General features: G+C 75.3%; 9 protein-coding genes. 2 read left to right on the forward strand and 7 right to left on the reverse strand.

Going from position 1 to position 12,338, the window contains the following annotated elements; all coding sequences use genetic code 11:
• Window positions 1–105: 105 nt before the first annotated feature.
• Together QSK52_RS05195 and QSK52_RS05200 are read right to left on the reverse strand one after the other, a co-directional pair.
• On the reverse strand, window positions 106–1,809 hold the full coding sequence (locus QSK52_RS05195; protein WP_285734012.1) for a spermidine synthase: 1,704 nt from the start codon (window positions 1,807–1,809) through the stop codon (window positions 106–108).
• A gap of 79 nt (window positions 1,810–1,888) precedes the next feature.
• On the reverse strand, window positions 1,889–2,503 hold the full coding sequence (locus QSK52_RS05200) for a DUF2617 family protein (protein WP_285734014.1): 615 nt from the start codon (window positions 2,501–2,503) through the stop codon (window positions 1,889–1,891).
• A gap of 378 nt (window positions 2,504–2,881) precedes the next feature.
• Between QSK52_RS05200 and QSK52_RS05205 the strand changes: the two genes are divergently transcribed.
• Entirely contained in the window at window positions 2,882–3,280 is a 399-nt protein-coding gene (locus QSK52_RS05205; protein ID WP_285734016.1) for a hypothetical protein, read from the forward strand.
• Between the two features lie 69 nt (window positions 3,281–3,349).
• Here QSK52_RS05205 and QSK52_RS05210 read toward each other — a convergent pair whose 3' ends face one another.
• The 5 genes from QSK52_RS05210 to QSK52_RS05230 form a co-directional block, all read right to left on the reverse strand.
• Entirely contained in the window at window positions 3,350–4,519 is a 1,170-nt protein-coding gene (locus QSK52_RS05210) for a pyridoxal phosphate-dependent aminotransferase (RefSeq protein ID WP_285734018.1), read from the reverse strand.
• Between the two features lie 67 nt (window positions 4,520–4,586).
• Window positions 4,587–5,900 (reverse strand): DUF4419 domain-containing protein, encoded by a 1,314-nt coding sequence (locus QSK52_RS05215; protein WP_285734020.1) that lies wholly within the window; start codon window positions 5,898–5,900, stop codon window positions 4,587–4,589.
• Between the two features lie 234 nt (window positions 5,901–6,134).
• A complete protein-coding gene (locus tag QSK52_RS05220) occupies window positions 6,135–6,698 on the reverse strand; it encodes a YbjN domain-containing protein (RefSeq protein WP_285734022.1) in 564 nt (187 codons plus the stop codon).
• A gap of 167 nt (window positions 6,699–6,865) precedes the next feature.
• Window positions 6,866–9,469: an ATP-dependent chaperone ClpB gene (gene clpB, locus QSK52_RS05225; protein ID WP_285734024.1), complete on the reverse strand. Its 2,604-nt coding sequence runs from the start codon at window positions 9,467–9,469 to the stop codon at window positions 6,866–6,868.
• Between the two features lie 101 nt (window positions 9,470–9,570).
• A complete protein-coding gene (locus QSK52_RS05230; RefSeq protein ID WP_285734027.1) occupies window positions 9,571–10,512 on the reverse strand; it encodes a LysR family transcriptional regulator in 942 nt (313 codons plus the stop codon).
• A 70-nt stretch (window positions 10,513–10,582) separates the two neighbouring features.
• Here QSK52_RS05230 and QSK52_RS05235 point away from each other — a divergent pair, with 70 nt between their 5' ends.
• Window positions 10,583–11,683, forward strand: coding sequence for a C4-dicarboxylate ABC transporter (locus QSK52_RS05235; protein WP_285734030.1), 1,101 nt, complete (start codon window positions 10,583–10,585; stop codon window positions 11,681–11,683).
• The last annotated feature ends 655 nt before the right edge of the window (window positions 11,684–12,338 follow it).

The following is a 12,338-nucleotide window of genomic DNA, read 5'->3' on the forward strand; positions in this document are numbered from 1 at the left end:
CCCCGGCCCCCCGCCGCCGGGGCCGAACTGGCGGGTGCCGGAAGCGTCTTCACGGTCCGGCCGGGGTGCGGCGCGGCTCCGGACCGGCCCCCGGGCGGGCGCGCCTCACGGCCCCAGCAGGCTGTGCGGCGGCGGCAGCGGGGACGGGCGGGCGGCCGCCAGGCGGGCCCGGGAGGTCTGCAGGGCGGCCACCGTGAGCGAGCGCGGGGCCGGGGCGTCCGGGGCCAGGCCCAGGGCGGGGACGGTGCGGGCGGCCAGCAGGAAGGCCGGGGCCGGGCCGGGGCGCCCGCAGTCCGCGGCGGCCGGGGCGCCGCCCTGGTAGGCGACGGCGGCCAGCCCCGCGGCGTCCAGGCCGGCCTCGGCCGTCCAGAGCCCGTCCTCCGGGCTCCCGGCCCGGACCGCCAGCCGTCCCGCCGGGACGAGCCGCCGGGCGGCCAGGCCGAAGAACTCGCGGGAGCGGTACTTGCCGCCCGCGGCCGCGCCGTCCAGGTCCGAGACGATCACGTCGAAGCGCTCCCCGGAGCCGCGCAGCCAGCCCATCGGCTCGGCCCGCACCAGCCGGACCCGCGGGTCGTCGAAGGAGTGCCCGGTGAGCGCGGCGAGCGCGGCGTCCCGGCGGGCCAGCGCGGGCAGCGCCGGGTCGCGCTCGACCACCAGCACGCTGCGCACCGCCGGGTGGCGCAGCACCTCGCGCAGCGCCAGGCCGTCGCCGCCGCCCAGCACCAGCACCCGGCCGCTCGGCCCGGCGGCCAGCGCCGGGCGCACCAGCGCCTCGTGGTCGCGGTACTCACCGGGTCCGCAGACCGCCAGCCGGCCGTCCAGGAACAGCTCCAGCGGCGGCGCGGTGCGCTGCCGGGGCACCCGGGACGCGTCCTCGGAGCGCCCCGGCGCCGCGTCCCCGGGGCCGCCGGTCAGCACGATCTCCTGGTAGCGGCTCTGCGCGGCGAACCGGATCGGGCCGCCGTACAGCGCGTGCCGGGCGGCGCGCTCGATCGCGCCGGTGCAGGCGGCGGCCAGCGCGAGCAGGGCCAGCACCAGGCCGCAGCCGGTCCACAGCAGCAGGCGGGCGCGCGGGGCGGGCTCGGCGCGGAACAGCCAGAGCACCACGACGGCGCCCGCCACCGCGTTCACCGCGCCGGTCAGCAGCGCCCCGGCGGTCTGGCCGAGGGCGGGCAGCAGCACGAACGGGAAGGCCAGGCCGCCGACCAGCGCGCCCACGTAGTCGGCGGCGAACAGGTCGGCGACGGCGCGGCCGGCGTGCTCCCGGCGGATCCGCTGGATCAGCGTCATCAGCAGCGGGATCTCCGCGCCGATCAGCAGGCCGATCAGCACGGTGGCGGCGATCAGCGCCACCAGGGTGGCGCGCGGCTGGTGCAGCCAGGCCCAGCCGCAGTACAGGGCGAGCGCGGACAGGCCGCCGACCAGCGACAGCGCGTACTCGACCAGGGCGAAGGAGGTGGCCGGGCGGCGGGTGAGGCCTTTGGCGAGCAGCGAGCCGACGCCCATCGCGAACACCATCACCGACAGCACCACGGAGGTCTGGGTGACCGAGTCGCCCAGCAGGTAGCCGCCCAGGGCGACCAGTTCGAGCTCGTACACCAGGCCGCAGGCCGCGCAGACGAACGCGGCCAGCAGGACCAGCACGCGGGCCGGGCGGGGGGCCAGGGCCAGCGGTACGGCGCCGCCGACCCGGACCGCGCCGCCGGGGCCCGCGGTGCGGGGGGCGGTGGGCCGGGGGGCGGCCGCGGGCGGGGGAGCGGCGGCGTCCGGACCCGGCTGCGCGGGCCGTCCGACCGGGTGGTTGATCATGAATGAACGCTAGGCGAGAGTCCGGGTGAATGGCTGCACCCATCCGGGGGACAGGCCGGGGTGCCGGGTTGACGTCCGCTCACCATCCGACCTGCGCCGGGGAGCCCGTCGGGGCCCCCGCCGCCGCGGTGCCGGCGGCCCGGGCGGTTTCGGGGCGGCCGGTGCCGGGCAGCGAGAGCGAGGAGCGGGTGCACACCAGCCGGCCCTCCTGCGGGTAGGCGTGCCACGTCCGCCAGTGCACCCGGCGGTCCTCGCAGTGCGCGACCAGCGCGGTGAAGGCGCTCGGATCGCCCGGGAAGACGCCCGCCAGCGCCCGCGGGTGCCCCTGGACCAGGGCCAGCAGCTCCTGCGCCCGGGCCTCGAACACGTGCGGCGGGAGCTCCTCGATCCGGGCGGCGAACTCGTACTCCCAGCCCGCCACCTGCTCCGCGACCCGGGCGGGCAGCGGGGTGCGGCGGCCCGGCAGGCAGGCCACCGTCTCCAGGCAGTCGCCCGGCCCGGCCGCCAGCACCACCTGGTGCGAGGCGCCCAGCAGCCGCAGCTGGAGGGTGCCGCGGAGGCCGTCCGGGGCACCGGAGGCGTCGTCGAGTCTGAGGTCGCGGACGGCCAGCGCGGGCAGCGGCTCACCGCCCAGCTGCCAGGCCAGGTCGCCGGCGCGGGTGTCCGTGTAGGAGGTCTGCAGGGTGGTGAGCATGCTCGGCTCCGCGTTTCAGCTCCGTGCGCGCCCCCGGTGCGACCGGTGTCCGCCCTCATCCGTGAGGCTGTTCGAGACTGTCCGATCCGGGGCGCGGCCGACCGTGGAAGGAAGGATTCCGGCTGGAGATTCAGCAGCAGAGAAGCACGAATTCTCCGGGTCCGTCGGGGATTTACCCATGTTTGGCACTCATTCACCGTTCTGAGGCCTGTGTCCGACTGGGTGTGATCGGTCCCGAGTTGCACTCTGCCCGCCGCACCCTCCCGCGCCGGTTCCGCGCGCCGTGCACGCCGGTGCCACGCCCCCCGCACGCCCGCGCGCGACCCGCACCACCCGCCCTCGCGTCCGCCCGGAACCGTCCGCGAGTTCGGCCGGGGCGTGCAGGAGGCGCACGACGACACCGACGCCCTGATGAGGGACCTCGGCGGCGCGTTCGAGGGCGTCTCCCGCGAGGCGGTGCCGACCCGCTGGGGACAGGCGTCCGGCTCGCACACGACCGTGCGGGTCGCCAGGGACACGGTGATCGCCCAACTCGTCACGAGGGCAGTCGAGATGGCCGCCGCGGTCGCCACCACGGGCATCGCCGCGGCGGCCGGGGCCGCGATCGAGGAGGCGGTCTCCGGCCCGGACGTGCCGGGACGGACCGCCGCTTCGTGCACTTCTGCGCCGGGGCGCTGGGCGCGGAGGCGGTCGACGGCCTCGGCGAGTTGCGCGGGACCTTCGACGGAGCGTGGCCGGACGACCGGGAGGTGGTCCGGGCCGGGCTGCTGCACCTGATCGGGCACCGCCCGCCGACGGTGGGCCGGTGGTACGCGCTGACGCCCGTCCCGTTCCCGGACGGGCGGGTCAGCCGGTGCGCAGGGCGTGCAGGCGGGAGACCGCCTCCTCCAGGACCTCCACCTTCTTGCAGAAGGCGAAGCGGACCTGGCTGCGACCGGCCTCGGTGTCGTCGTAGAAGACCGCGTTGGGGATGGCGACCACGCCGCAGCGTTCGGGCAGGGAGCGGCAGAACTCCAGGCCGTCCTTCTCGCCGAGCGGGGTGATGTCGGTGGTGACGAAGTAGGTGCCCTGCGGTGCGAAGGCCCGGAACCCGGCTGCGGTGAGGCCGTCGACCAGCAGGTCGCGCTTGCGGTGCAGGTCGGCGCGGAAGTCGGCGTAGTAGCCGTCGGGGAGGCGCAGGGCCTCGGCGACGGCGTACTGGAACGGGCCGGCGCTGACGTAGGTGAGGTACTGCTTGGCGGTGCGGACGGCGGCGACCAGGTCGGGGGTGCCGGTGACCCAGCCGACCTTCCAGCCGGTGAAGGAGAAGGTCTTGCCCGCGGAGGAGATGGCGACGGTGCGTTCGCGCATGCCGGGCAGGGCGGCGAGCGGGTGGTGGGCGCCGGCGAATACCAGGTGCTCGTAGACCTCGTCGGTGACGACCAACAGGTCGTGCTCGACGGCGAGTTCGGCGACGGCGGCGAGTTCCTCGGGGGTGAGGACGGTGCCGGTGGGGTTGTGCGGGGTGTTGACCAGCAGCAGCCGGGTGCGGGGGGTGATCAGGGCGCGCAGCTCGTCCAGGTCCGGCCGGAACGCGGGGGCGCGCAGGGTCAGCGGGACGCGCCGGGCCCCGGCCATCGCGATGCAGGCGGCGTAGGAGTCGTAGAACGGTTCGAAGGCGATCACCTCGTCGCCGGGCTCCAGCAGGGCGAGCAGCGCGGCGGCGATCGCCTCGGTGGCGCCCGCGGTGACCAGCACCTCGGTGTCGGGGTCGTACGTCAGGCCGTAGAAGCGCTGCTGGTGCTCGGTGATCGCGGCGCGCAGCTCGGGGACGCCGGGCCCGGGCGGGTACTGGTTGCCGCGGCCGTCCAGCACGGCGCGGGCGGCGGCCTCGGCGACCTCGCGGGGCCCGTCGGTGTCCGGGAAGCCCTGGCCGAGGTTGATCGAGCCGGTGGCGGTGGCCAGCGCGGACATCTCGGCGAAGATGGTGGTGCCCATGCCCGCCAGACTGCGGTTCAGCAGCGGCCTCGTGCTCATCGGTGGCTCCTCGCGAAGGGTGGTGGGGCCATCATCCAGGGGTTCGCGGCGGGGCGTCGAGGGGGCCTCACCGGGTGACGGAGCGGAGGGCCTCGGCGAGGGGGGCGCCGGTGGGGCGGACGGCCACGCAGGTGGGGCCGACGCACTCGGCCGGGTACCAGAGCCCGTCGTGCTCCAGCAGGGCGGGGCAGGTGCCGTCCTCCTGCGGGCCGAAGAGCAGGACGCGGGTGGCGGACAGCGGGCGCCACTCGGTGCTGACGCAGCGGACCCCCTCGCCCGGGTGCAGGGTGACGTCGGTGCGGCCGGTGGCGGCCCGGACGTCGTCGAGGGTCCAGTCGGCGGGCAGCGGCGGGGCGGTGAGGTGGAGGACGGCGAAGCCGAGGCGGGGGCGGACCCACTCCTCGTCGCGCTCGATGCCCAGGACGCCGCCGACGAAGGCCATCCGGCGCTCGCCGTCCGGCAGCTGCCAGGTGAACGGGACCACGGACAGGTGGGCGGGGAAGTGCCCGTCCTCGATCCCGTCGGCGGTGGCCGGGACGGGGGTCCGGTCGTCGTAGCGGTGGGCGAAGAACCGGGTGATCCAGCCGGTGACCCGGTCGGAGCCGGAGCGGGACTCCCACTTGTAGAGCGAGCCCCAGAACTCCGGGTCGACCGGCCCGCCGGCCGCGGTGGCGGCGATCTCGGCGAGCACCGGCCGCAGCGCGTCCAGCCAGGGCCGCAGGCCCGCGAAGCGCTCCGCCAGCCCGTCCACCCGGTCGGCCAGCAGCCGCCAGTCCTGCCCGGTGCCCTCCAGCCGGACGCGCGGGATGCCGCACCTGGTGACCCAGCGGAAGTCGTAGTACGGGCTGACCACGTCCATCAGGGCGACCAGGGCGGCGGAGGCGTCGGCGGGGGTGGTGGTGGAGAAGGCCGGCTGGAACAGGTCGGCGACCCGTTCGCCGATCCGCTCCCGCAGCGGCCCCTGCACCAGGTGCAGCGAGCGCTGCCAGTCGGCGCCGCCGGTCAGTGCGTCGTCCCGGACGACGAGGGTCCGCCTGCTGCCGGGGGTGTCGGTGAAGACCCCGGCGTAGGCGTCGGCGTTCAGCCGGACGTGGGTGGCGACCTCGTGCACCACGGCGTACCAGAGCACGTCGGGGGAGAGGCTCAGCGGCAGGTGGGCGGCGAAGCACAGGTGCAGGGCGCGGACCAGCAGGCTGGCGGCGGAGTCGTTCCCGCGGACGTCCGGGTCGCCGAGCAGCCGGTCGGTGGAGCGGTGCCGGACGGTGAACGGCTCGCGGACGGCGGCCCGCAGGAAGGCGTCGTTGCCCAGCTCGCGGAGCCGGGAGGCGAGGGCGGCCGCGTGCGGGTCCTCGGCGAGCGGCAGGGTGAGGTCGACGGCCATCGCGGTCCCCCCGGGGGCGTGCTCGGGCTGGGCCCGCGGGAGTCGCGGGGCGAGCAGATCCTAGTGCCGCGTCGGGCGACCGCTGCCGTCGAGGAGCGGGTTCCCCCGGCGGGGGGCGGGCCGTCGACCCTCGGGCGAACGCCCGGACGGGGCACGGGAGTTCACCACCACGCGGACGGGCCCGCCCCCTGCACGCGCAGGGGGCGGGCCCGTCGGGCGCTGCGGGGGAGGGGCTCAGGCCTCGTCGGCCGGGCCGTCCTCGGCGGGGGCGGCGTCGCCCTCCGCGGACTTGGTCTCGCCCAGCTGCTCGGCCATCCACTGCTCGAAGCCGACCGCGGCCTGCGTCCAGTTGGCGGTGGTGCCGACGAAGTACTCCAGGTTGACGCCGTTGCCGACGATCATCTGGGACTCGCCGATCAGCCGGACCACGCCGTCGTCGTGGGTGTGGGTGTAGACCTTGGGCCACAGGGTCTCGCGGTTCCACTCGTCGATCAGCGCGAGGACCTCGGACTTCTGCTCCACCGAGAAGGAGCGGTCGTAGAACGCGCGGACCGCGAACAGCTCCTTGTGGTCACCGCGGAACATGTAGTACACGCGGAAGTTCTCCCAGGGGGCGGTGAGGTCGCCCTCCTCGTCCACCACGTGCTTCAGCTGCATCTGGTCCAGCAGCTGGGCGACCAGGTCCTGGTTGGGGACGATCACCGGCGGCGGCCCGGCCGGCGCTCCACCGGGCTGGCCGCCCCCCTGCGGCGGCTGGGGCAGGCCGAAGGACGGGATGGACGACGGGTCGATGCTCACGGGGGTGTCCCTTTCACGGTGCACGGTCGGCTGCCGATGGGGGGCCGCCTCTCCTGGGACCATCCTGCCTCATTAGGCGCCCGCGGCACAGGGTGCACCCCGCTGCGTGAGCGCGTCCCTGCGGGTCGTGGTGCCCCCGCCCGCGGGCGGGGGCACCACGACCCGGCTCACTTCGCGAGCGGGTCGCGCGGCCCGACGCTCAGCCGGTCGGAGGTGCCGTCGTGGTCGACCACCACCGTCGAGCCGTCGTGCACCCGCCCGGAGAGGATCTCCTTGGCCAGCTGGTCGCCGATCGCCGACTGCACCAGTCGGCGCAGCGGCCGGGCGCCGTACGCCGGGTCGTAGCCGGTGAGGGAGAGCCAGTCCCGGGCGGCCGGGGTGACCTCCAGGGTGAGCCGGCGCTCGTGCAGGCGGCGGGAGAGCGCGGCGACCTGTAGGTCGACGATCCGGCTGAGCTCCTCGGTGCCCAGCGGGTCGAAGACCACGATGTCGTCCAGCCGGTTCAGGAACTCCGGCTTGAAGGACCGGCGGACCGTCTCCAGCACCAGCTCCTTCTTCCGCTCGTCCGGCGTGCCCGGGTCGACCAGGAACTGCGAGCCCAGGTTGGAGGTGAGGATCAGGATCGCGTTGCGGAAGTCGACCGTGCGGCCCTGGCCGTCGGTGAGGCGGCCGTCGTCCAGCACCTGCAGCAGCACGTCGAACACCTCGGGGTGGGCCTTCTCCACCTCGTCCAGCAGGACCACGCTGTACGGGCGGCGGCGGACCGCCTCGGTGAGCTGGCCGCCCTCCTCGTAGCCGACGTACCCGGGCGGGGCGCCGACCAGGCGGGAGACCGAGTGCTTCTCGCCGTACTCGCTCATGTCGATCCGGACCATGGCGCGCTCGTCGTCGAAGAGGAAGTCCGCCAGGGCCTTGGCCAGTTCGGTCTTGCCGACGCCGGTCGGGCCGAGGAAGAGGAACGAGCCGGTCGGCCGGTCCGGGTCGGCGATGCCGGAGCGGGTGCGGCGCACCGCGTCGGAGACGGCCCGGACGGCCTCGTGCTGGCCGATCAGGCGGCGGCCGAGCTCCTCCTCCATCCGCAGCAGCTTGGCGCTCTCGCCCTCCAGCAGGCGGCCGGCCGGGATGCCCGTCCAGGACGCGACCACGTCGGCCACGTCGTCCGGGCCGACCTGCTCCTTGACCATGGTGGTGCTGGGCTCGTCCGCCGCGCGGTCCTGCGCCTCGGTCAACTCCCGCTCGGCGGCCGGGATCTCGGCGTACAGCAGCTTGGAGGCGCGCTCGAAGTCGCCGTCGCGCTGGGCGCGGTCCAGGGCGCCGCGCAGGCCGTCCAGGCGCTCCTTGAGCTCGCCGACCCGGTTGAGCGACTTCTTCTCCTGCTCCCAGCGGGCGTTGAGGGTGCTCAGCTGCTCCTGCTTGTCCGCGAGGTCGCGGCGGAGCTTGCCGAGCCGCTCGACCGAGGCCGGGTCGGACTCCTTCTCCAGCGCCAGCTCCTCCATCCGCAGCCGGTCGACGGAGCGCTGCAGCTCGTCGATCTCCACCGGGGAGGAGTCGATCTCCATCCGCAGCCGGGAGGCGGACTCGTCGACCAGGTCGATCGCCTTGTCGGGCAGGAAGCGGGCGGTGATGTACCGGTTGGACAGCGTCGCCGCGGCGACCAGGGCGGCGTCGGTGATCTCCACCTTGTGGTGCGCCTCGTAGCGGCCCTTGAGGCCGCGCAGGATCGCGATGGTGTCCTCCACGGTCGGCTCGCCGACCATCACCTGCTGGAAGCGGCGCTCCAGGGCCGGGTCCTTCTCGATCCGCTCGCGGTACTCGTCCAGCGTGGTGGCGCCGACCATCCGCAGCTCGCCGCGGGCCAGCATCGGCTTGAGCATGTTGCCCGCGTCCATCGCGGAGTCGCCGCCCGCGCCCGCGCCGACCATGGTGTGCAGCTCGTCGATGAAGGTGATCACCTGGCCGTCGGAGGCCTTGATGTCGTTCAGGACGGCCTTCAGCCGCTCCTCGAACTCGCCGCGGAACTTCGCGCCCGCGACCATCGCCGCCAGGTCGAGCGCGACCAGGCGCTTGCCGCGCAGCGACTCCGGCACGTCGCCCGCGACGATCCGCTGGGCCAGGCCCTCGACCACGGCGGTCTTGCCGACGCCGGGCTCGCCGATCAGCACCGGGTTGTTCTTGGTGCGCCGGGAGAGCACCTGCACCACCCGGCGGATCTCCTGGTCGCGGCCGATCACCGGGTCGAGCTTGCCGTCCCGGGCGGCCTGGGTCAGGTCGGAGCCGTACTTCTCCAGGGCCTTGTAGGTGCCCTCCGGGTCCTGCGAGGTGACCCGGGCGCTGCCCCGGACCTCCTTGAACGCGGCCAGCAGCGCCTTGGCGGTGGCGCCGTGCTGCTTCAGCAGGTCCGCGACCGGACCGCCCTCGGCGGCCAGGCCGACCAGCAGGTGCTCGGTGGAGACGTACTGGTCGTCCAGGTCGGCGGCGCGCTTGCCCGCCTCCTCCAGCACCGCGAGGGTGTCGCGGGAGAGGTTGGGCGCGGCGACCGTGGAGCCCTGGGCGGCCGGGAGCGCGGCGGCCTGCTGGCGGGCGGCGGCGGCGACGCGCGCGGCGTCCGCCCCGACGGCCTCCAGCAGGGGGCGGGCCAGGCCCTCCGGCTGGTCGAGCAGGGCCAGCAGGATGTGCACCGGCTTGACGTCCGGGTTCCCCGCGGCGCTGGCCTGCCGGATGGCGGAGGACAGGGCCTCCTGCGTCTTGCTGGTGAACTTACTGGCGTCCACTGCGGGCATACCCCTTTCGGCTCGGGACTGGTGCGGGTCTGCTGACTACAGCATGCCGTAAGTTGAGTCTATTCCGCTCAAGTTTAGCGAAGGTCGCCCGCTCAGTTCTTCCGGGCGCCCCCGTCCTTCCGGGCGCCCCCCGAGGGCGACCGGGTCAGCCCCAGCAGCTCGCGGGCCGGTCCCGCCGGGCGCTGGCCCGCGGGCCAGACCGCGCGCAGCGGGCGCTGCAGCTCCAGCCCGTCCAGCGGCACCGCCACCAGGCGGCGGGTGGCCAGCTCCTCCGTCACCGCCAGCTCGCTCAGGCAGACCGGGCCCGCGCCGGTCATCGCGGCCGCCTTCAGCGCCGTCGAGGAGGCCAGCTCCAGCCGCGGCGCGGCCGGGCCGCCGTACGGGGCGAGCGCCTCCTCCAGCACCTCCCGGGTGCCGGAGCCGACCTCGCGCAGCACCAGCGGGGTGGCGGCCAGCTCGGCGCCGGTGACCGGGGCGCGGCGGCGGGCCCAGCGGTGCTCGGGGGAGACCACCACCACCAGCCGGTCGGCGGCCACCACCGCGCCGGACAGGCCGGGCGGGGTGGAGGTGCCCTCGACGAAGCCCAGGTCCGCCTCGCCCGCCAGCACCTGGGCGGCGACGTCGTGCGAGTTGGCGGTGCGCAGGGTGACGGCGGTGCCCGGGCTGGCCTCGTTCAGGGCCAGCAGCCACCCCGGCATCAGGTACTCGGCGACGGTCAGGCTGGCCACCACCCGCAGCCGGGCGTCCCGGCGGCCGCGCAGCGCGTCGATCCCGGCGTCCAGGGCCTGCGCGGCCTCCACCACCTGCCGGGCCCACTCGACCACCAGCCGACCCGCCTCGGTGGGCCGGGAGCCGCGCGGCGAGCGCTCCAGCAGCGGCACCCCGATCTGCCGCTCCATGCCCTTGATCCGGGCGCTGGCGGCGGGCTGGCTGACGCCCAGCTCGGCGGCGGCCCGGCCGACGCTGCCCAGCCGCGCCACCGCGAGCAGCAGCTCCAGGGCGCCGAGTTCCGGGACGTGCGGGGAGAGGGCCATAGGCCCAGGCTATGTCCTCATAGCGGACGTCCCGCTACCCGCGCCCCCCGCACCGGCGCAGGGTGGGGCCATGGCAACCCTCCTCGCCCCGCGCGCCACCCTGCGCGGCCTCGACCTGTCCCGGCTCGGCCCCAACTGGTACGCCACCGTGATGGGCACCGCGATCACCGGCAACGCCGCCGCCGCCCTGCCGGTGGACCTGCCCGGCCGGACGGCCTTCGCCGAGGCGGTCTGGACGCTCTCGCTGCTGATGCTGGCCGCCCTGCTGGCCGGTCGCGCCGTCCACCTGACCCGGCACCGCGAGCGGGCCCGGCGCACCCTGCTGGAGGACCCGTCCGCCGCCGTCTTCTACGGCTGCCCGCCGATGGCCCTGCTGGCCGTCGGCCACGGCGCGCTGACCGTCGGCACCCCGCTGCTCGGCACCCGCGGCGCCCTCGCGCTGGACGCGCTGCTGTGGACGGTCGGCACCGGGTACGCGCTGGTGGTGGCCGCCGGGCTGCCCTACCTGATGATCACCCGGCACCGGCTGTCCGCGCTGGAGGCCAACCCGACCTGGCTGCTGCCGGTGGTCGCCCCGATGGTGGCCGCCGCGTGCGGCCCCGCGCTCGTCCCGCACCTGCCGGAGGGGGCGGCCCGGCAGGCGGTGCTGTACGGCTGCGCGGCGATGCTCGGCGCCAGCCTGCTGGCCACCCTGGCGCTGCTGCCGGTGGTGCTCGGCGGGCTGCTGCACAGCAAGCTGCCCGCCCTGGTGCTCACCCCGTCGCTGTTCCTGGTGCTCGGCCCGCTCGGCCAGTCCACCACCGCCGTCCAGAAGTTCGCCGACGCCGTCCCGCTCGCCCTCCCCGGTGCCGGGGAGGGCGCGGTGGCGGTCGCCCGCGGACTGGCCGAGGTGTACGGCATCGCGGTCATGGGATTCGCCCTGCTGTGGTTGGCGGTGGCGCTGGCCGCCAACCTGCGGGCGCTGCGGGCCGAAATGCCGTTCGCGATGACCTGGTGGGCCGCCACCTTCCCGGTCGGAACGCTCGTCACCGGCGCGGCCGGACTCGCCGCCCGCACCGGATTCGCCGGATTCACCGCGCTCGCCGTCGCGCTCTACCTGCTGCTGTTCGCGGTCTGGGCGGTGGCCCTGGCGCGCACCGCGGCCGGCCTGCGGGCGGGTCGCCTGCTGTGACCTGCGCTTCCGCGGGGCCCGCCGGGGCGGATGGCCGGGCGGCGGCATTCGGCGGGAGCGGTTCCGAATCTGTGGATCCGGCGAAGGATTGCTGAATTCCGGTCCTGGGCAGTGACATTCCGGGCCGCCGCGACGCCACCGGTCCGGGCGCCCCGGCCCCCTTTCGAATAACTGTTCGGAACAGGGGGGGCAATACCGAGAAATGCGCTATTCCGGACACCGCACCGAGGAGTTTGCTGCAGGTTCCTGCACTTGCGGGAACCTGCAGCCGGAGAGCACTTGTTCGGAGTTCGCCCCGCTGTGAGGGTGTAGTCACGCCAAGTCGTCCGGGGCAGCCGCAGCCCGAGTCGGCGACTTGCTCTTCGCGTGGGGGCGACAGGTGCGTTCGTATCTGCGCAACGGGGGGAAGAGCACCGGCCGGTACGCCACGTGTGGTGGTGGCTGCCGTGACCGGATCGGTGAGGCGTTGCTGCTCCGCCTCGCCGAAGCGCCATGACGCTGGCGTAACACGAGCGGGTCCTCCGGGGTCCGGGTGCCGACGGCACCCGCCCCGGGGGACGCGCCCGTAGCCGCGGTGACGACTCCCGCCGTCGATCCCGACGGCGCTGCTGAGATCATCATCCGCAAACGGAGGAACACGGCAGGGAGCGCTCGA

The sequence above is a fragment of the Kitasatospora phosalacinea genome (assembly GCF_030268885.1).
GTDB classification, from domain to species: Bacteria; Actinomycetota; Actinomycetes; order Streptomycetales; family Streptomycetaceae; genus Kitasatospora; species Kitasatospora phosalacinea_C.

Excerpts from the sequence above, each read along its gene's own strand:
- QSK52_RS05195 (WP_285734012.1), bottom strand. The coding sequence starts at position 1,809 with ATGATCAACCACCCGGTCGGACGGCCCGCGCAGCCGGGTCCGGACGCC.
- QSK52_RS05200 (WP_285734014.1), bottom strand. The coding sequence starts at position 2,503 with ATGCTCACCACCCTGCAGACCTCCTACACGGACACCCGCGCCGGCGAC.
- QSK52_RS05210 (WP_285734018.1), bottom strand. The coding sequence starts at position 4,519 with ATGAGCACGAGGCCGCTGCTGAACCGCAGTCTGGCGGGCATGGGCACC.
- QSK52_RS05215 (WP_285734020.1), bottom strand. The coding sequence starts at position 5,900 with ATGGCCGTCGACCTCACCCTGCCGCTCGCCGAGGACCCGCACGCGGCC.
- QSK52_RS05230 (WP_285734027.1), bottom strand. The coding sequence starts at position 10,512 with ATGGCCCTCTCCCCGCACGTCCCGGAACTCGGCGCCCTGGAGCTGCTG.
- QSK52_RS05235 (WP_285734030.1), top strand. The coding sequence starts at position 10,583 with ATGGCAACCCTCCTCGCCCCGCGCGCCACCCTGCGCGGCCTCGACCTG.